Here is a 19,503-nt window from a genome sequence, read left to right on the forward strand (position 1 = left end):
ACGGGGGACACGCGCGGGGGAGGAGCATCGATTCCCCGCCTGGGGCGCATGGATGCACGTGTGGGGGCGCGCGGGAGGAACGGCAGCCGGTAATGGGTAATCAGGGGTGGGGTCGGGCAACCGCCCTTACCCCGGCAATCCTCACATGTCCCGCATCTTCGGCATGTCTGCGGGGCATTGATCTTCCTGGCCGGCTTCTTTCGGTGCCCGGCCGTGAGGACACGTCAACTCGGTGCGTGGGCAGGCACCGCAGCCACAGGGGGTACGCCATGGCCGCAAGGCCTCTCATCGCCAGGCAGCCGAACGAGCGACTGCAGGCACTCATCGCGGAAGCGGGCTGCTCGAACGCCGGGCTGGCCCGCCGGGTCAACATGTGCGGAGCCGAGCACGGACTCGATCTGCGCTACGACAAGACGTCCGTCGCGCGCTGGCTGCGCGGTCAGCAGCCGCGGGGACGGGCTCCCGCGATCATCGCCGAGGCGCTCGGCCGCAAGCTCGGCCGGACGGTCACGATCGACGAGATCGGCATGGCCAACGGCAAGAACCTGGCGTCCGGCGTAGGTCTCCAGTTCTCGCCGACCATACTGGGCGCCATCGAGCAGGTCTGCGAGCTGTGGCGCAGCGACGTGGGGCGGCGGGACTTCCTCTCCGGTTCGTCCGTCGCCGCCTCCGCGCTCGTCGAGCCGAGCCGCGACTGGCTGATCTCGTCGCCGGACTCGCAGGTCGCCCGCTCGGGGGGCCCGCGCGTCGGGCTCTCGGACGTGGCGGCGGTCCGCGCGATGACCCAGGCCCTCGTCGGCCTCGACCACCAGTACGGCAGCGGGCATGTGCGCCCGGTCGTCGTGCACTACCTGAACAGCGTGGTCTCCGGGCTGCTCGCCGGCTCCTACCGGGAGGCGGTCGGACGCGAACTGTTCGCCGCCGTCTCCCGGTTGACGGAACTCGCCGGCTACATGGCCATCGACACCGGTCAGCCCGGGCTCGCCCAGCGCTACTACATCCAGGCGCTGCGGCTCGCGCAGGCGGCCGGCGACCGCGGGTACGGCGGTTACGTCCTCGCCGCGTCCATGAGCCACCTGGCCGCCCAGCTCGGCAACCCGCGCGAGATCGCGCAGTTGGCACGCGCGGCCCAGGAGGGGGCGCGCGGGCGGGTGACACCGCGGGCGGAGTCGATGTTCCACGCCGCCGAGGCACGCGGGCACGCGCTGATGGGCGACGCGCGCGCCGCGCAGGTGTCGTCCGGACGGGCCGTCACGGCGCTGGAGAACGCCGACGACGCCTCCGGGGACGACCCGACGTGGATCGCGCACTTCGACGAGGCCTATCTGGCCGACGAGTTGGCCCACTGTCACCGGGACCTCGGCCAGGCCGAGGCCGCCGCGCGGTGCGCCGAGGAGTCCCTGGCCGGCCATCCCGAGTCGCGTGCCCGCCGCCGGGCCATCGGCTATGTCCTGCTGGCCACGGCACAGGTCCAGCAGCGCGAGGTGGAGCAGGCCTGCCACACCGGTCTGCGCGCCGTCGAACTCCTCGGCACCCTCCGCTCCAACCGCGGCGCCGAGTACCTGGAGGACCTGCAGCAGCGCCTGGAGCCGTTCCAGGACGAGGCCGTGGTACGGGAGTTCGGGGCGCGCATGGAGTTGCAGGCGGCGGCGTGAACGTACGCGTGGGACACGTGGGTTGACTGTGTGCCGCCCGGCGCGGTCGGACCGGTGTGCGTCCCGCTGGGGGCGCACACCGCGTGCGCCCCGTGCGGACCGGGCCTCGTGCGCTCCGTGGCGCGTGCGCTCCGGCGTGAGGGCTTGGCGTGAGAGCTTCGCGTGAGGGACTGGGGAGCCGTCCGGGAGCGGTGGCGCGATCGAGGGGGCTCCGGCGCGGGGTGATCATTTCTCTTCCGCTCCTTCGGGACCCGCGCGTATGAACATATGGCCTGTACCGGCGTGAACGCCGGGAAAACGAGAGCGCTGTGAGCGAAGGAAGTGAAATACAGCGCATTCGGGGGCGGTTTCGTTACCCGTGTCACACAGTGCGAAGGTCACCGCGGGTGCTGCGTAGCACCGGGTTGTGGGGACCCGGTAGCGTGAGCCGATGATTCCGAAGGTCCCCCATTCGTAGGAGTCCCGGTGACGCAGAGTGGACAGGGCGAGGAGCCCTCGGCGCGGCCCGCGCGCGAAGGCATCGTGCTGCCCTCCGACGGTAGCGAACCGCTGCTGCCGGGTACGACGGGTGACCGTGTGACCCCGGTGGGCGCTCCCGCGTGGGGCGGACAGTGGGGACCCGACCAGTCGGCCCCCCCGGCCCCGCAGTCCGGTGACGGCTGGGGTGCGCCGGTGAACGCCACCCAGTCGTGGGGCGCCTCGGCGTCCTCCGAGTCCCAGGGCTGGCCGGCGTCGGATCAGCACGGCGCACAGCAGGCGCAGGGCTTCGCCCAGCAGGGCTCCGGCTCCGGAGCGCTGCCGCCCGAGAGCGCGCAGTCCTCGTCGTACGGCGCCCAGAACGGCTATGCGCCGGGGGCGCACGGCTCGCACGCGGCTGCCGGGTACGACGGCTACGGCACCTACGGGGCCCAGGAGCAGCAGGGCGCGCCGCTGCCGCCCGGCGGCGAGGACGGGGCGACTCAGTACATTCCCTACATACCGGCCGCCCCGGGTGGCGACGACGGGGCGACGCAGTTCATCCCGCCGGTCCCCGCCGCGCCGGACGACGGCGCCACCCAGTACATACCGCCGGTGGGACCGGGCGCGCTGCCGCCGGAGGTCCGGCCCGAAGCGGCGCAGTACCTCGGGCGGACGCCGCAGGGCGGTTCCGGCGCCGGATCGCCGCCGCCCGCCACCGGATCGGACGCCGACGCCACGCAGTACATCCCGCCCGTGCCCGCGCAGCCGTCCGGGTCCTACGGGATGGCCGCCGGCGGCCCGGAGGAGCGGCAGCCCCCGGCGGAGTTCGACAGTCTCTTCCGCAACGAGCCGGAAGTGGCCGGATCGACGCAGATGCTGCCGCGTATCGACGCCGCCGCACCGCCCGCCCCGCGCGGGGCGGGCGACATGTACGGCGCGCAGCCCGCGCCGGGCGCGCCCGGCGGCCGGGCCGCCGCACGGCGTGGCGGTCCGTCCGACGGTGACGGAGCGGGCGGCGGTGGCCGTTCACGCGTCCCGGTGATCGCGGCCGTCGGCATCGGCATCATCGTGCTCGGTGTCGGCGCCGGCGCCCTGCTCAGCGGCGGCGGCGGAGGCGGCGGGAACGACGACACCGGCAAGACGGTGGCCGCGACCGCGCCCGCCTCACAGGGTTCGTCGGCGGCCGGCGGTGACCCGGTGAAGGCGCAGGCCGTCGAGCTGGACAAGCTCCTCGCGAACAGCACCAGCAGCCGTGACTCGGTGATCAGCGCCGTGGCGGACGTGAAGGTGTGCAACAACCTCGACCAGGCGGCCGGCGATCTGCGGGACGCGGCCAAGCAGCGCGGCGAGCTGGTCACCCGGCTCTCCACCCTCGCGGTCGACAAGCTGCCGAACCACGACGAGCTGGCCGCCGCCCTCACCAGCGCCTGGAAGGCCTCCGCGGCGGCCGACAACCACTACGCGGCCTGGGCCGACCAGGCCGACAACGACAAGAAGGGCTGCCACAAGGGCCACGCCCGCACCACCGGGCAGACCCTGGCGGGCAACCAGGCCAGCGGCACGGCCTCCACGCAGAAGGAGAAGGCCGCGAGGCTGTGGAACTCCATCGCGTCCAAGTACGGACTGACACAGCGGACCCGCACCCAGCTGTGACGCGTGCTCAGGTGTGACGCACACCCAGGTGTGACCCGCACGAAAGCCCGGCTCCCCCGCTGAACGGCGAGGGAGCCGGGCTTTGTCGTGGTCGCTGTCCTGGCTCCGGGTGGCCGGGACGGGAGGAACCCGTCCCGACCGCGGGCGGGTCCGCCCGCGATGCCCGTATGGCTATTCCGCGTTCGCCAGCGTCTTCGTCATGTTGATGAACCCGCCTCGCTGCGCCGACAGTTGGCCGTCGCGAATGACCTGGAAGGTGACATCGGCGTTGACGAGGCGCGCGAAGTCGCCGGGCGAGGTCAGTTCGTCGAAGCGCCAGCTGAGGGTCGGCGTGAGCCCGCCCGTGGTCACCTTGAGACCGTTGTCGAGCTCGCGCCGGATGGTGAGCGACGAGATCTCGCCCGCGCCGAGGGACTCGATGACCTTCTTCAGCACGGTGTAGGCGATCCAGGTGGTCTGCACTCCGGCGTCGGCCGGATCGATCCGGTTGTCGCCGAAGGCCTCCTCCTTGATCACCGCGCGCATCGCGTTCCAGCGCGCGTCGTTCGAGGTCGGGTACCAGCCGGTGACGTACGAACCCTCGTAGGGGCCCGACTTGCCGCCGGTGGCGTCGATCTGGGACTGGTCGATGTTGCTGATGACGGTTCCGGTGTGCACCTTCGGGTAGTCCGCGCTGTCGCGCCGGAAGGAGTCGATGAAGGTGTTCGTGCGGTCACCGAGCGCGGGGACCACACAGCCTTGTTCGGCCGAGTCGGAGGTCGCGTGCTGGAGTGCCAGCTGCGTCGGCCGGGAGTACTCGGTGGCGTCCTCGGCCGCCCGCTGGTCGGCGGCCTGGGCGTGGCCCAGCGCCTTCAGGCCGGAGTTGAGCAGTACCGGCAGCTCGTCACCGGCGATGGTGTCGGGACGGATGAGCGAGACAGGACCGCAGTTCTTGCCGAGCTGCTCGCCGAGGCCCGCCAGCAGGGCGGGCTGACCGCCGTTGACGGGATAGGAGATGGGGCTGGTGAACTCGTCGTCGGTGACGCCGAAGCCCCCGATGTAGGGGATGCCCGCGCTTTCCAGCGGGGCGAGGAACGCGCGGCTGTGCTGGCTGTAGGAACCCACGACCGCGACGACCTTCTCGTCGACCGCCCGCTCGGCGCAGTGCGCGGCGGTGACCGAGTCGTTGTGGTCGTTGCAGGTGAGGACCTCCAGCTGACGGCCGTTGATGCCGCCGTGGGCGTTGACCCAGCGCGCGTAGGCCTTGGCCAGCGCCGGCATTCCGGGCTTGTTCGTTGCGCTGGTCTTCTCCGGTGCCCAGGTCATCACCTTGACGGGGCCATCCCCGGAGCCCCCCGTGGCACCAGGGATGACCCCGCATCCGACGGCGACCGACGCGCACGCGACCAGCGCGCTCGCGTACAGCAGCTTGGCCTTGCGGGGCCGGGGCGTGGGGGAGGTGGTGCGAGTACGTCGCCTACCGGTCATGGACATGCACGATTCCCCCACACGAAAAACCCTTGTGTGACCCGTGGTCGACACCGGGTGACGCAGAGGTGAATTGCGGGGGTCGATGAACTGTTTTTCACAGGGAACGTACGATCGGTGACCGTGCAAGACTCGGAGAACTCTTCCCGTCGCGGTCGTCGCTCATCCACCATGGGCGGCATGCCACTGAACGACATGCCTTGGTGGCGCTGGCGCAGCAATGTGCGTTCCGCGCTGCACATGCTTTCCGACCCCGCCTTCCAGCGAGACGTCTGGCTCGCCGGCGTAGACGGGTACGGCGACGTCACCGACGCCGTGTACCGCCTGGTCGAGGACACCTGGCTGGACAACTGGTCGGCCGAGAAATACGTGGGCACGATCTTCCGGGACTCCCAGGAGGCGGCCCTCGTGGACAGCGCCGTCCTGCGGGTCCTGCGGATCATGCACCAGGTCGGACCCGACGCGCCCGTCTCGGCCTATCTCGACCACCAGGCGTGGCCGGACGCCCTACAGGCCGCGCGCGCCGCGCACGTACGGCTGGCGTCGAGCGACGGCGAGGACCCGGACGCGCCCCCGCGCACCCTTGAGGTCCTGCGCATCCTGACGCGGTCGGCCTAGCGGTTCGACCGGCGGTTCCCCCCGGCGCTTCGGCCGACGGGTGGTCCGGTGGCCGGCCCGACGGTCGGCACAGTCCTCGCCGCGCCCCTCGGCGCGACTCTCGGTCAGGTGGTGACCGGGGGTCGTCCGCGGCGTGCTCGTGGAGTGCTCCCGGGACGGCGCCGAGGCGCTCGCAGGACGTCCGCCGGGCGGCAAGGGGTGCCCCCTGGCGCGTCCGCGTGGCGGGACGGCACTCCGCCGCGGGCGCCTGGTATGGGACCCTGTCCCGCATGAATGAGCCGTCCGTCCGCGGGACCGCGCCCGCCTCCGAGCAGTACGTCCTGACTCTCTCCTGCCCCGACAAACAGGGCATCGTGCACGCCGTGTCGAGCTACTTGTTCATGACCGGCTGCAACATCGAGGACAGTCAGCAGTTCGGCGACCACGACACGGGTCTGTTCTTCATGCGCGTCCACTTCTCGGCGGAGTCGCCGGTGACGGTGGACAAGCTGCGCGCGAGCTTCACGGCGATCGGTGACGCCTTCCACATGGAATGGCAGATCCACCGGGCCGAGGACCGGATGCGGGTCGTCCTCATGGTCAGCAAGTTCGGCCACTGCCTGAACGACCTGCTCTTCCGCGCGCGGATCGGCGCGCTGCCCGTCGACATCGCGGCAGTGGTCTCCAACCACACGGACTTCGCGGAGCTCGTGGGGTCGTACGACGTGCCCTTCCACCACATCGCGGTGACGAGGGACACCAAGGCCGAGGCCGAGGCGCAGCTGCTGGAGCTGGTGCGCGAGAAGGGCGTCGAGCTGGTCGTCCTCGCCCGCTATATGCAGGTCCTCTCGGACGACCTGTGCAAGCAGCTCAGCGGCCGCATCATCAACATCCACCACTCCTTCCTGCCGAGCTTCAAGGGCGCCAAGCCGTACCACCAGGCGCACGACCGAGGGGTCAAGCTCATCGGCGCCACCGCGCACTACGTGACCGCCGACCTCGACGAGGGCCCGATCATCGAGCAGGAGGTCGAGAGGGTCGGCCACGACGTCACCCCCGACCAACTGGTCGCCATCGGCCGTGACGTGGAGTGCCAGGCGCTGGCCCGCGCGGTGAAGTGGCACGCGGAACGCCGCATCCTGCTGAACGGGCGCCGCACGGTCATTTTCGCGTGACCGCGTGACCACGTAGTCGGGTGACCGCCTGACCGCCTGACCGCCTGACCGCCTGACCGCGCACGGCCGCAAGGGCGTACGGGCCTCCGGGCCCGGAGGTGTCGGGCGGTCGTGGCCTCGCCGCTGCGGCCGGCCGGGTTACATCCGGCTCAGTGACGCCGCCGCGAACAGCACGTCCCTGATGGCCTCGCGGTCGCCGTCCTGTCCGGCGGCCGCCTCCTCCGGAGACACATGGCCCGCGGCGAGGCGGCAGAACTCCACCCCGTCCAGCGCGACATGGGCCACCTCGCGCTCGGCGGAACCGACGGCGCCCGGCGAGTCGAGCGGGATGAGCCACTCGCCGCCCCCGGAGCCCTCGATCTCCAGCCGCAGGCTGCGCCCCGGAGCGCCCGCCGCGACGAGATGCCGGGCCGGCGGGGCCGACAGCCCGGCACGGCGCCGCTCGGCGAGCGATACGGGCAGCATCCGCGCGGCCAGATCGATCATCCGGTGGAGATGCCGGGGAGCGGGCGGTTCGTACGGGTAGTCCACGGCGTCGGCGATGTCTCCCGCGTGCACCCAGCACTCGAAGGCCCGGTCCAGCATCGAGTCGCTGAGCGGCAGTTCGAACCCTCCGTACGCCACGGTGAGCCGCCCGGAGGCCTCTCCGCCACCGGCCTCGCCCGCGTGGGAGGTGCCTCCCTCCACGAACGACACCGTCCGGACGATGTCGTGGCTCTGCTCCCGCCAGGGCCCGCGCACGGACCGGGTGGGCGGGACGCGCGAGGCACGCCAGTACGCCTCGGTGCGGTCCTGCGGTGTCGGCCGCTCCGCGTCGGCCCCGCCGAGCGGGTCGCCCAGACCCAGTGCGACGGCGACCAGTCCGTCGACGGTCAGCAGATGGGCGATGACCCCCGCGACCGTCGTACGGCGGCTCACCGGCCCGTCGCCCTCGAACCAGCGCAGCCGCACGGGTGCGTGCCATTCGGAGCCGCCGATGTCCTGGAGCAGGGCGTCGAGGCGGGCGGTCTCCGCGTCGTACGGAGCGGCCCACTCGGGTACCGGGATGCGCGGCGGGCGCCGGTCCAGGCAGCTCGTCAGGACGCGGGTGCGCAGCGTCGGGTCCAGGTCGAGGCTCTCCGCGGGGTGCAGCAGTCCGACCGCCTCGCGCAGTCGCAGCGCCTCTTCCGCGCACGAGCCGCAGTACCCGAGGTGCTCCTCGACGGCCGTCGTCTCGTCCGCCGGGCAGGCGGCCAGCGCCCACGCGCCCAGCAGTGACTTCAGGACCCGGTGTTCGAGGACGAGCGGTGCCGGGCCGGGGGCCGCGGCCGGTTCGGGCAGTGGCAGTCCGGTGTCCTCGACCGAGGCGCGTGGCGGCGGTATGCGCGGGGGCCCGCCCGGCCGGGGGCCGGCGGCACCGCCGCCCACGTCCTCATGCCCGTCCTCATGCATGCCGCTGTGCCCGTCCTCGTCCATGTCCTTGCGCACGTCCTCGTGCACGTGCCTGTGCCCGTCCTCGTGCCCGTGCTCGTCCACGCCCATGTCCCCGTGCAAGCCCTCGCGCCCGTTCTCGCGCCCGTCCTCGTCGTCGGACGACGCGAACCGGTCCGTTCCCCCGGTCACCGCGCACCCCCGTATTCCGGCGGCGCGCCGGCGGGGCCGCTGTCGTGGGCGGTGGACAGGAGCTGCAGGCCGAGGCGGAGCCGGCGGCGGGCCTCGTCCTCGGTGACGCCGAGATCGGCGGCGGCCTGGCGGTAGTCACGCCGCTGGAAATACGCCAGTTCCAGGGCGGTCCGCAGCGGGGTGGGCATGGACGTGACGATGTAGTCCGCGCGGGCGGCGACGGACGCGCTGCGCACCTTGCGCTCCAGCTCCTCGGTGGTGCCGTCGCCGCCCTGGGCGAGCGCGGCGGTCTCCGTGGCGCGCAGGCGCTGCACGGCCAGCCGGTGGGTCAGTGCGGCGACCCAGGAGCGCAGGGGACCCTGCTTGGGGTCGTACGCGTCCGGGTTCTCCCAGACGTGGGCGAAGACCTCACGGGTGATCCCGTCGGCGGCGCGCTCGTCTCCGAGCACGCGATGGGCGAGACCGTGCACGAGCGACGCGAATCGGTCGTAGAGCTCACCGAGCGCTGCCGCCTCCCCGCGTGAGAGCCGCTGCTGCATCTTGCGGTCCCAGCGGGGCGGTGCGTCCTGCGTCGCCATACGGCCCCCTCACCCCTGGTCGTGCCCGGCGCCCGTCCGTGAATCCGTGAATCCGTGTGTCTCTGTGTCCGGCCGGTGTCCCGTCCGTGTCCCCTGCCGTTGTCCGGTCATGCGGTGCCGCTGTCCAGCCTCTGCGCGACTGTTGTCCTGAATGTAGTCGGCACGTCCGACAACGCACGCCCCTTTGCGTCAATGTGCGCCCCTGGACAGGCCATGGATGGTAGAGGCATGTCACTTCCATCCATGGATCTGACCGCAACTGGTCGTACACGACCGAAAGAGAACCTTCGTGAAGCATTTTCGACCGTAGACAGTCGTTTCTTCCTGGCGGGATCCGTGTTTCATGGAACTACGGCGGGGCAGCCGCGCTGGAAGGAAGCGTACGGAGCGCTTCCGTTTCTGCTGGGCGAGGCGAGCGAGAGGCGTGGCGGTGACGCTCAAGGTGACTCACGTGACCGACGTGGCCGACGGCGAGAGCGGCGCGGACGGCACGGGGAGAGGGAGTACGAGTACGGGCGGTCCGGGCGTCGTGGGCCGCCAGGAGGACGAGTGGGCCGTGCTGCGGGTGTCGGGCGAGCTCGACCTCGTGACGTCGCCGGCGCTGCGCCAGAGCGTGCACGACGTGGTGGCCGCGGGCCGGCACAGCATCGTCCTGGACCTCTCCGAGGTCGTGTTCTGCGACTCCAGTGGTGTCGGCGTCCTGATCGCCGCCCGCCGCCTCATGCGGTCCTGCCGGGGGCGTCTGCGACTGATCCTGCCCGCCCAGGGCGCGGCCGACGGCTCCCACGTCAACCGCGTGCTCGGGGCCCTCGGCGTGCGCCGTCTCTTCGACGTGTACCCCGACGTCGACGCGGCCGTCGACGAGGAGTCCCGCCCGCTGTCGGCCTGACCGCGGTCGGCGGCGCGCTCGCCCCCGCCCCGCTCTCGCCCCGCCCTCGCCCGGAGTGACGCCCCCTGTTCACTGCGCGACGCACCGCCACGCTGTTGTTCCAGAATTTTTGCGGTCTTGGTACAACCGTCGTTTCCGGCTCCCCGGGCGGCCCGGGCGTCGTACGCTCCGTCCCAGATGAACCGCAGTCCGGCCGAGGCCGGCTGAGCAGTGAGGCGGTCCGACACACCATGGTCAGTACCGAGTACGAGCGCAGGATTGCCGCCCGGTTCGCCGGATTCGACCAGGACGGCAACGGCTACATCGACCGGGAGGACTTCAACGCCGCGACCAAGGCGCTTCTCGCCGAGTTCGGTACGACGGCCCGGTCGGACAAGGGCCAGGCCCTCTACATCGGAGCCGAGGCGTTCTGGCAGGGCATGGCCGGAATAGCGGACCGGGACGGTGATCAGCGGATCACCCGCGAGGAGTTCGTGAGCGGCGCCGTGAAGCGGCTGCGCGACAACCCCGACCGGTTCGCCGAGATCGCCCGCCCCTTCCTGCACGCGGCCCTCGCGGTGGCGGACACCGACGGGGACGGCGCGGCCACGATCGACGAGACCGCACGCGTCCTCAGGGCCCTCGGAGTGGGGGACGACATCGCCGCCACCGCGGCCACCGTCCTGGACGCGGACGCCGACGGACGCATCGGCGAGACGGAGGTCGTGAGCGCGTTCGCCCGCTACTTCACGGTCCCGGAGTAGAACGGTTCGAGACCGCCGGGCTCTCACCCCGAAAAGCGCTCCCTGAGCCGGTACTTGAGCACCTTCCGTAGTGCCTCGTTGCGCGGAAGGGCGTCCACGACCTCCAGCCGCTCCGGCAGCTTGTGCACGGACAGCCCTTCCCCGCGCAGATACGACGTCACCGCGGCCAGCGTCAACTCCGCCGCTCCCGGAGGCTGTTCGACCACCGCGCAGACGCGTTCCCCGCGCTCGGCGTCGGGCAGGCCGATCACGGCGACGTCCCCGACCGCCGGGTGCCGGTGCAGCAGGTCCTCGATCTCCTTCGCGGAGATGTTCTCGCCCTTGCGGATGATGATGTCCTTCACCCGGCCGGTGAGAACGAGGTGCCCGGATCCGGTCAGATGCCCGACGTCCCCGGTGATCAGGAACCCGTCCCCGTCGAACGCCTCCGCCGTCTGCGCCGGGTTCAGATACCCCTGGCACACGGCCTCACCCCGGAGCCGTACGTCTCCGTCGGCACCGCACGGCCGTGAGGCCCCCGCCGCGTCCACGATCCGTATCTCCATGCCTCGCGGGGGCCTGCCCTCCGTGGTCGCGAGGTTCTCCGCCGAGTCGTCCGGCGAGCCCATCGTGATCATCGGGACCTCGGTCATCCCGTACCCGTGGGTGAGCTGCACGCCCATCTCCCGGACGACGGAGTGATAGACCTCGGGCGGCTTCGGGGCTCCGCCGCCGGCGAGCAGCCGCAGCGTGGGGATGACCGGCTCCCCGGGCCGCTTGCGCTGTTCGGCGAGGAACATCGAGTAGAACGCGGTCGACCCGCCCGCCACCGTCACGCCGTGCCCGCGGTAGTCCTCCAGGGCGGCGGGCAGCGCGAAGTGCTCGAACAGCACGGCAGGGAAGCCGTACAGGAGCAGCATCACCGTGTAGTCGGGCCCGGCGATGTGCGCGTACGGGAAGGCCATCGAGCCCACGTCGTCGGCGGACAGCCGCAGCGCGTGGGCGAGGCAGGAGCCGCCCGCGATCAGTGAACGGTCCGTGTGGAGAACGCCCTTGGGGTCGGAGGTGGTGCCCGAGGTCCAGTAGATCCAGCGGACGGAGGTGCCGTCGGCGGGCGGGGCGGGCAGCACGGCCGGATCGCCGTCCGGCAGCGTGTCGTACGCCTCGAAGACGTTCTTCGCGCCGAGTCGGAGCGCCATCGCGGTGTGGTCGAAGCCGCGCCACTCGCCCGGCACGGCGAAGTACTCCGCCTTCGACTCCCGCAGCGCGAAGCCGACTTCACGGTCGCGGTAGAAGGGGATGACCGGCGACTGCACTGCTCCGATCCGGGCCAGCGCGAAGGACAGCAGGGCGGTCTCGATCCGGGTGGGCAGCTGCCAGGCGACCACCGTGCCGGGGCGTACGCCCTTGTCGTGGAGGCCCGCCGCCACCCGCTCGGCGCGGTCGCGCAGCTCGCCGAAGCTCAGGGAGCGGTCGCCCTGGAGCAGGACGGGCCGGTCGGGGGTGAGGTCGGCGCGGCGGGCGACCAGTTCCCACAGCGTGCGCGCGGAACTCAGGGCGTGTGCGGTGTCGTTCACTTCGACCCCCGGTGGTCGTGCGCTTCGACGCCCGAAGCTGACGGGCAGTCAGATCGTGCGCAGAGCGTAGGGCCCGCCGCCTTGTCGGTCCATAGGCGCGGAGCTAGCCTGCTTCTGAACAGCTATCTGACGACCCATCAGATACGTCGTGGGAGACACCCGCGGACGGACCCGCACGCAGGCGGAGGGGACCATGACCGAACTGCCCCGCATCATCAGCGTCGACGACCATGTGATCGAGCCCGCGCACCTCTTCGAGACCTGGCTGCCGCGAAAGCACCGGGAGCGCGGTCCGCGGCCGCTCACCGCCGGGATCGGCGAACTCGCCTACGTCGCGGGCAAGTACCAGATCACCATGGACCCGGACGGTCCGCCGACCGACTGGTGGATCTACGAGGACCTCAAGTTCCCGTACAAGCGCAACATCGCCGCCGTCGGCTTCGACCGCGACGAGATGACGCTGGAGGGCATCACCCGCGCGGAGATGCGGCCCGGCTGCTGGGACCCCGTCGAGCGCCTCAAGGACATGGACCTCAACCATGTCGAGGCCAGCCTCTGCTTCCCCACCTTCCCGCGCTTCTGCGGCCAGACCTTCGCCGAGGCGCACGACAAGGAAGTGGCCCTGGCCTGCGTGCGGGCGTACAACGACTGGATGGTCGAGGAGTGGTGCGGGGACAGCGGCGGCCGGCTGATCCCGCTGTGCCTGATCCCCCTGTGGGACATCGGCCTCGCGGTCGCCGAGATCCGCCGCAACGCCGCCCGGGGCGTCAAGGCCGTCACCTTCTCCGAGATCCCCACCCACCTCGGGCTGCCCTCCATCCACTCCGGCCACTGGGACCCGTTCTTCGCGGTCTGCCAGGAGACGGGGACGGTCGTGAACATGCACATCGGCTCGTCGTCCCAGATGCCCGCCGCCTCTCCCGACGCGCCCCCCGCCGTCCAGGCCTCGCTGTCCTTCAACAACGCGATGGCCTCCATGATGGACTTCCTGTTCAGCGGCGTCCTGGTGAAGTTCCCGCGCCTCAAACTCGCCTACTCCGAAGGCCAGATGGGCTGGATCCCGTACGCCCTGGAGCGCGCCGACGACGTCTGGTCGGAGCACCGTGCCTGGGGCGGGGTCAGGGACCTGATCCCGGAGCCCCCGTCGACGTACTACTACCGGCAGATCTTCTGCTGCTTCTTCCGCGACAAGCACGGCGTGGCGTCCCTGGACGTCGTGGGCCGTGACAACGCCACCTTCGAGACCGACTACCCGCACGTCGACTCGACCTTCCCGCACACCAAGGAGGTCGCCCTCGACCATGTGAAGGGCCTCGACGACGAGACGATCCACAAGCTGATGCGCGGCAACGCCATCCGCATGCTGGACCTGGACCTGTAGTGGATCTCGCTTGCACGCCCGAGGAGGAGGAGTTCCGCGCGCGCCTGCGGACGTGGCTCGCCGGGGTCCTCCCGACGCTGCCGCCGAAGCCGTCCCCTGACGACTGGCCCGCGCGACGGGCGTACGACCTCGGCTGGCAGCGGAGGCTGTACGACGCCGGGTACGCGGGCCTGCACTGGCCCGTCGACGCAGGCGGCCGGGGTGCCACCCCGACCCAGCACCTCATCTACCTGGAGGAGACGGAGAAGGCGGGCGCCCCCTACGTGGGGGCCAACTTCGTCGGGCTGCTGCACGCCGGGCCGACCATCGCCTCCGAGGGGAGCGCGGAGCAGCGGGCGCGCTGGCTGCCGCCCGTGCTGCGCGGCGAGGAGGTCTGGTGCCAGGGCTTCAGCGAGCCGGACGCCGGCTCGGACCTCGCGGCGCTGCGCACGCGCGCGTGGCGGGACGGCGACGACTACGTGGTGAGCGGGTCCAAGATCTGGACCTCCCACGCCGAGGTCGCCGACTGGTGCGAACTGCTGGTGCGCACGGACCCCGGAGCCCGCAAGCACCGGGGCATCACCTGGCTCGCGATGCCCATGGACGCGCCCGGGATCACCGTCCGGCCGCTGCGGACGCTCGCGGGCTCCACCGAGTTCGCCGAGGTCTTCCTCGACGAGGTGCGGGTCCCGGCCGCCAACCGCGTCGGCGCCGAGAACGACGGCTGGCGCGTGACCATGGTGACGCTGTCCTACGAGCGCGGCACCGCCTTCGTGGGCGAAGTGGTCGCCTGCCGACGCGTCCTGGCCGAGGTCGCCCGCGAGGCGCGGAAGAACGGCCGCTGGGACGACGCCGTGCTGCGCCGCCGCCTCGGCCGGCTGAACGCCGAGTTCCGTGCGCTGTGGCGGCTCACCCAGTGGAACGTCAGCGAGGCACAGGGAACCGGGGGAGTGCCCGGAGTAGGCGGTTCGGTTTTCAAACTGAGCTACTCGCACGCCCGCCAGGAGCTGTTCGACGCCGCCGCCGAGGTCCTCGGCCCCGAGGCCCTGGACCTGGGACGGGAATGGACCCTGGACCGGCTGTCGTCCCTGTCGTACACCATCGCGGCCGGCACCTCGCAGATCCAGCGGAACATCGTGGCCGAGCGGATCCTCGGCCTTCCCAAGGGGAGGTGAGTCCGGAAAATGGACTTCCGGCTCACGGACGATCAACGGGCTTTGCGGCACGGGATCAGGGAACTGCTGGAGGGCCGGTTCGGGCGGGAGGCGCTGCGCGCGGCCGTCGACCGGGCGGACGGGAAGGGCGGGACGGCGGACGGGAAGCACACGGAGGACGGCGCCCGTGTCCTCGACCGGGACCTGTGGCGCGAGCTCGGTGCGGCGGGGTTCTTCGCGCTGTGCCTGCCCGAGGCCGAGGGCGGTGTCGGACAGGGCCTCCCGGAGGCCGTGCTGGCCTTCGAGGAGGCGGGGAGGGTGTTGCTGCCCGGCCCGCTGATCGCCACGCATCTCGCCGCGGGCGCCGTCGCGGGGGCGGCCACCGGGGAGGTGGTCGTGACGTCCGTCGACGGCGGGCTCGTGGAATGGCTGGACGAGGCCGACGTCGTCCACGGGAACGCCTCCGGCGCCGAACCGCTGGCCTCCGTTGACCCGCTGACCCCGCTGCACCGGCTGCCCGCGGGCAGCGCCGCGCGGCCCGCGAGCGGCACACCCCGGGGTCCCTGGACACCGGGCGGGCCCGGCGGTCCGCTCGTGCCGTACGGGCTCGGTGGCTCCCCGGCGCCGGATGCGCTCGGCGGTTCCGCGCCTTCGCAGGCCGGGGACGCGCGTCTCGTGTCACTCCTCACCGCCGCCGAGCAGCTCGGCAGTGCCGCCCGGACCTGCGGGACGGCCGTGCAACACGCCCGGACGCGGGAGCAGTTCGGGCAGCCGGTCGGGGCCTTCCAGGCGGTGCAGCATCTGTGCGCTGACATGCTCGTACGGGTCGAGGTGGCCCGCGCCGCCGTCTACGCCGCCTCGGTCACCGCCGACCCGGTGGACATCGCGGCGGCCAGGCTGCTCGCCGACGAGGCCGCCGTGCGCGGCGCCCGCGACTGCCTTCAGGTGTATGGCGGCATGGGCTTCACCTGGGAGTCCGACGTCCACCTGCACCTGAAGAGGGCGTGGATACGCACCTGTCGTGCCGGTGGCGCCGCACGGAGCGAGGAGGAACTGGCGGACGACTTGACGGCCGGGACGCCGTAGAGGGCCGCTGTCCCGGGACGCCACGGGAGGAACGCGGGCGGATGTCACGGATCGTGGCAGAACGGAATCACGGAGCGTTGAGACCGGGTTGTGTCCTAGGCGTGACTTGTCACGGCCTGGAGTCGGCGCCGGGCTCCGGTACCTTGTGTGGGATGCGAGTGGTTCTGAGGCTGAGCCATCCCGGTGTTGCCCTCGAGGCCGCGCCGAACCCGGCGATGCGCGCCGCTCGTACGGCAGGGCGGACCCCCGCACCTGCCTGTTCGACTCCCCGTGGCGAGCGTCGCACAGTATGCCGCACGCGTACTCCTTCGCGCTGGAATATGCCCGAAGCGCTTGTTGGGGTGACTGTACGTCAACCATGCTGTCTCGCAAGGGAATCACGTTCCGTGATCCTTGTTCTGGCCATGCAGAAAATGGCTACGATCGTGGCCCTTGTGAGGCGCGAGGCGATGTGTCCGCCGGTTCGGATGGTGTGAGCGGTGCAGGTGCTTCAAGTGCAGCTGGAGATCCGGCCCGACCCCGCAGAGGTGGGGCGAGCCCGGCAGTGGGCCCGTTCACGGCTCGCGGGGTCCGGGATAGAAGCCGATGAACCACTCGCCGAGACGCTGATCCTGCTCGTCTCCGAGCTTGTCACCAACGCCGTGGTGCACACCGGGTGTCCGGCCGTGCTGCGCCTGTGTCTGCCGGGCGGTGCCGGGGCCGCCACCGTGCGCCTCGAAGTGGCCGACTCCAGCGCCCGGCCGCCGATCCCCCGCCACGCCGAGGGCGACGAGACCAACGGCCGCGGCCTGGAACTGGTCGACGGCCTCGCGGACCGGTGGGGCTGGAATCCCGAGGGTGCCGGCAAACGCATCTGGTGCGAGGTGGACCGCTGCGCCTCGGGCGCCGCGCAGGATGCCCCGTACCCGGCCTACGGAGGCTTCGCGTACGAGGCGGTCTAGTGGCCGTCCGGCGGCCACTTCCGCGCGCACCGCGCCTGCCGCGTCTGTCGTGCTGCCGCGCGAGACCGTCGGGTCTGGTCCGGTCGCCGAGGTGATGCCGCCTCTCCCGTGACCGTGCGGTGCGAGGCGGTCCCATCCGGCCGCTGACGTGATTCCGCCCGTGCGACGCGTTCGAGTTTCCGGCCGCGCGGTTCGCCCCGGTCTCCCGGTCCGCGTGACAGGCCGCGGACGACGGGTGCGCGGTTTTGTGCATGTATGCACGAAACCTCTGTACACGGCCGCGGTGGTGGCCGAATGCGCCGTGTCGTGCTTCCGTACGCGCTGTCTCAAATAGGGCGAAGTGCCATGAATCCCCGGACGGGTGTTGACGTGGCGTGTCCGTTTGATCACGCTTGTGTTCAGCGATTCGCCGCGAGGGGACGGCGAGGGTTCCGGTGACGGGGGCCCTCGGCGAGTGTGGGTCGTGATTCGGCGTCGGCTCCCCCGCGGCCAGGGGGTGGGGCGGGTACGCCGGAGGCGGATGGCGGCGCGCGGTGCCGTGCCCGCGGTGAGGTGGGGGACCTCCCGGTCGGGCGCAGTCGAGAGTGGGGGGAAGCGTGCCGCCGTCCGGCCCTCGGAGGAGCGGGCCCCTGGACGAACCCCCTAGAGGATCGCCACGGGTGCCACGGGTGTGCCGGTGCCGCCGACGAAGGGTTCCGGCATCGCCGACAGCAGGAACGCGTACCGGTTTTCTTGTCCACAGGCTGTGGACAACTCTTCGAGATTCCAGTTCTGGCCCTGCAACATCCCCATTTCGACCAGATCGAGCGCGTGGACGGGCAGCCACAGGTCCTCGATCTCGGGCGGGAAGATCTCGAAGGTCAGGGTGTCGTTGGCGACCGCCGCGACATCGCGCGCGTGGAACCACTCCGGGGTACGCACCGACAGGCCCGGCGACGGATACCCGTACCCGTGCTTGTCGCCCGCCAGGTACACCTGGATCTGCCCCGTCCGTACGAGCACGATGTCGCCCGCCCGTACCCGCGTGCCCGCCAGCTCCTCCGCCGCCTCCAGGTCCTCGGGGGTCACCGCGTGCCCGCCGGTCAGCCGGTGCTCGCCGCGAGCCCGTGCCACGTCGAGCAGCACGCCGCGCGAGACGATGTGCCGCGGTTTGTCGATCCCGCCGAACTCGGCACCGCCGTGCGGGGTGACGGTGGAGGCCGGGCGTCCGTTGTAGAGCTTGCCGGAGTGCGAGACATGGGTCAGCGCGTCCCAGTGGGTGCCCGCCTGGAGGCCCATGGTCACGGCGTCGTCGCTGCACGCCACCGTCCCGGGGCCGAAGATCTCCTGGTTGATCTGCACCATCGCGTGCAGCGGATTGACCCGCCCCGGGATCATCCCGGTCTGCACGCCGTCCTGTTGGAGCGGGAGGGCGAGCGGCACGCGGCGCCCGGTCCGTACGGTCGCGGCGGCCTCCCGCACCACCTCGTCGGTGACGAGGTTCAGCGTCCCGATCTCGTCGTCGGCCCCCCAGCGCCCCCAGTTGTTCACCCGCTCGGCGATCTCGTGGAACTCCGGATGGAGCGTCGGCTGCGACATGAGTCCTCCCCGGGGGCTTGTCTCCAGGTATCTGACGGGTCGTAGAATCCGAGTTGAATCTAACGGACCGTCAGAAACTGCGGGAAGGGGCCGGGCGTGGGGAACTTCTTGGCGGGCAAGGTCATCGCCGTCACGGGCGCGGGACGGGGGATAGGCCGGGCGGTCGCCCTCGCCGCGGCGGCCGAGGGCGCACGCGTCGTCGTCAACGACTACGGCGTGTCCGTCGAGGGCGCCGAGCCCACCAGTTCGGTCGCCGACACCGTCGTCAAGGAGATCGAGGCGGCCGGCGGGGAGGCGGTCGCGGTGGCCGACGACATCTCGACGATGGCGGGCGGCCAGCACGTCGTCGACACCGCCCTCGCGTCGTACGGGCGGATCGACGGCGTGGTCTGTGTGGCCGGCATCCTGCGCGAACGGATGCTCTTCAACATGTCCGAGCAGGAGTGGGACCCGGTGGTCGCCACCCACCTCAAGGGCACGTTCACGCTCTTCCGGGCCGCCTCGGCGGTGATGCGCGAACAGGGCTCGGGCACGCTGATCGGCTTCACCAGCGGCAACCACCAGGGATCGGTCGCGCAGGCCAACTACAGCGCGGCGAAGGGCGGCATCATCTCGCTGGTGCGCAGCGCGGCCCTCGGACTGCACAAGTACGGCGTCACCGCGAACGCGGTCGCGCCCGTCGCCCGTACCCGCATGTCGGCGAACGTCCCCATGGAGCTGAAGGAGATCGGCGAACCGGAGGACGTGGCCGCCCTCGTGGTCTACCTGCTGTCGGACCGGGCCCGCGAGGAACGCATCACCGGGCAGGTCTACACGATCGCCGGACCCAAGATCGCCGTATGGGCCCAGCCCCGCGAACTGCGCGCCGGATACGCCGAGGGCGCCTGGACCCCGGAGAGGATCGCCGACTTCCTGCCCGGCACGGTGGGCGTCGATCCGATGCCGCTGCTGGAACAACTGGAGGCGATGGCACGGGCGGCGGCGGAGAGGACGCGCCCCAACGCGTGAGT

At 71.5% G+C, this 19,503-nt stretch carries 16 protein-coding genes; 11 read left to right on the top strand and 5 right to left on the bottom strand.

Annotated elements, in window-relative coordinates; genetic code table 11:
* Positions 1-269: 269 nt before the first annotated feature.
* Positions 270-1,655 carry a transcriptional regulator gene (locus tag ACZ6KY_RS19720; protein WP_469311551.1) on the top strand — a complete coding sequence of 462 codons (1,386 nt, stop codon included), beginning with the start codon at positions 270-272 and terminating at the stop codon, positions 1,653-1,655.
* Positions 1,656-2,120: 465 nt separating this feature from the next.
* Positions 2,121-3,767 (top strand): hypothetical protein, encoded by a 1,647-nt coding sequence (locus ACZ6KY_RS19725; RefSeq protein WP_469311552.1) that lies wholly within the window; start codon positions 2,121-2,123, stop codon positions 3,765-3,767.
* A 171-nt stretch (positions 3,768-3,938) separates the two neighbouring features.
* On the opposite strand, the gene ACZ6KY_RS19730 is transcribed toward ACZ6KY_RS19725, so the two are convergent.
* On the bottom strand, positions 3,939-5,234 hold the full coding sequence (locus tag ACZ6KY_RS19730) for an ABC transporter substrate-binding protein (RefSeq protein ID WP_469311679.1): 1,296 nt from the start codon (positions 5,232-5,234) through the stop codon (positions 3,939-3,941).
* A 117-nt stretch (positions 5,235-5,351) separates the two neighbouring features.
* On the opposite strand from ACZ6KY_RS19730, the gene ACZ6KY_RS19735 reads away from it, so the two are divergent.
* Positions 5,352-5,852 carry an SCO4402 family protein gene (locus ACZ6KY_RS19735; protein ID WP_351859976.1) on the top strand — a complete coding sequence of 167 codons (501 nt, stop codon included), beginning with the start codon at positions 5,352-5,354 and terminating at the stop codon, positions 5,850-5,852.
* A gap of 269 nt (positions 5,853-6,121) precedes the next feature.
* Positions 6,122-7,006, top strand: coding sequence for a formyltetrahydrofolate deformylase (purU, locus tag ACZ6KY_RS19740; protein WP_469311553.1), 885 nt, complete (start codon positions 6,122-6,124; stop codon positions 7,004-7,006).
* A gap of 138 nt (positions 7,007-7,144) precedes the next feature.
* Here the strand turns inward: purU and ACZ6KY_RS19745 are convergent, their stop codons facing one another.
* Both ACZ6KY_RS19745 and ACZ6KY_RS19750 read right to left on the bottom strand, forming a co-directional pair.
* Positions 7,145-8,437 carry an MDMPI N domain containing protein gene (locus ACZ6KY_RS19745; RefSeq protein WP_469311680.1) on the bottom strand — a complete coding sequence of 431 codons (1,293 nt, stop codon included), beginning with the start codon at positions 8,435-8,437 and terminating at the stop codon, positions 7,145-7,147.
* 167 nt (positions 8,438-8,604) lie between these two features.
* Positions 8,605-9,186, bottom strand: coding sequence for a sigma-70 family RNA polymerase sigma factor (locus ACZ6KY_RS19750; RefSeq protein ID WP_469311554.1), 582 nt, complete (start codon positions 9,184-9,186; stop codon positions 8,605-8,607).
* Between the two features lie 529 nt (positions 9,187-9,715).
* Here ACZ6KY_RS19750 and ACZ6KY_RS19755 point away from each other — a divergent pair.
* Positions 9,716-10,075, top strand: coding sequence for an STAS domain-containing protein (locus ACZ6KY_RS19755; RefSeq protein WP_469311681.1), 360 nt, complete (start codon positions 9,716-9,718; stop codon positions 10,073-10,075).
* A gap of 230 nt (positions 10,076-10,305) precedes the next feature.
* Entirely contained in the window at positions 10,306-10,818 is a 513-nt protein-coding gene (locus ACZ6KY_RS19760) for an EF-hand domain-containing protein (RefSeq protein ID WP_469311555.1), read from the top strand.
* A gap of 23 nt (positions 10,819-10,841) precedes the next feature.
* Here the strand turns inward: ACZ6KY_RS19760 and ACZ6KY_RS19765 are convergent, their stop codons facing one another.
* Positions 10,842-12,374 (bottom strand): class I adenylate-forming enzyme family protein, encoded by a 1,533-nt coding sequence (locus tag ACZ6KY_RS19765; RefSeq protein ID WP_469311556.1) that lies wholly within the window; start codon positions 12,372-12,374, stop codon positions 10,842-10,844.
* A 193-nt stretch (positions 12,375-12,567) separates the two neighbouring features.
* Here ACZ6KY_RS19765 and ACZ6KY_RS19770 point away from each other — a divergent pair, with 193 nt between their 5' ends.
* From ACZ6KY_RS19770 to ACZ6KY_RS19785, 4 genes are all read left to right on the top strand, one after another.
* Positions 12,568-13,755 (top strand): amidohydrolase family protein, encoded by a 1,188-nt coding sequence (locus tag ACZ6KY_RS19770; protein WP_469311557.1) that lies wholly within the window; start codon positions 12,568-12,570, stop codon positions 13,753-13,755.
* Positions 13,755-14,909 (top strand): acyl-CoA dehydrogenase, encoded by a 1,155-nt coding sequence (locus ACZ6KY_RS19775; protein ID WP_469311558.1) that lies wholly within the window; start codon positions 13,755-13,757, stop codon positions 14,907-14,909. Before ACZ6KY_RS19770 ends, ACZ6KY_RS19775 begins: the two co-directional genes overlap by 1 nt.
* Positions 14,910-14,918: 9 nt before the next feature.
* Complete coding sequence (locus ACZ6KY_RS19780; protein WP_469311559.1) at positions 14,919-15,974, top strand: acyl-CoA dehydrogenase family protein; 1,056 nt, start codon at positions 14,919-14,921, stop codon at positions 15,972-15,974.
* A gap of 479 nt (positions 15,975-16,453) precedes the next feature.
* Positions 16,454-16,915 (top strand): ATP-binding protein, encoded by a 462-nt coding sequence (locus ACZ6KY_RS19785; protein WP_469311560.1) that lies wholly within the window; start codon positions 16,454-16,456, stop codon positions 16,913-16,915.
* Positions 16,916-17,557: 642 nt separating this feature from the next.
* Here ACZ6KY_RS19785 and ACZ6KY_RS19790 read toward each other — a convergent pair.
* Positions 17,558-18,493 (bottom strand): cyclase family protein, encoded by a 936-nt coding sequence (locus ACZ6KY_RS19790; protein WP_469311561.1) that lies wholly within the window; start codon positions 18,491-18,493, stop codon positions 17,558-17,560.
* Between the two features lie 96 nt (positions 18,494-18,589).
* On the opposite strand from ACZ6KY_RS19790, the gene ACZ6KY_RS19795 reads away from it, so the two are divergent.
* Positions 18,590-19,501 (top strand): SDR family oxidoreductase, encoded by a 912-nt coding sequence (locus ACZ6KY_RS19795; protein WP_469311562.1) that lies wholly within the window; start codon positions 18,590-18,592, stop codon positions 19,499-19,501.
* The last annotated feature ends 2 nt before the right edge of the window (positions 19,502-19,503 follow it).

It is taken from the genome of Streptomyces sp. NPDC042002 (genome assembly GCF_055588305.1).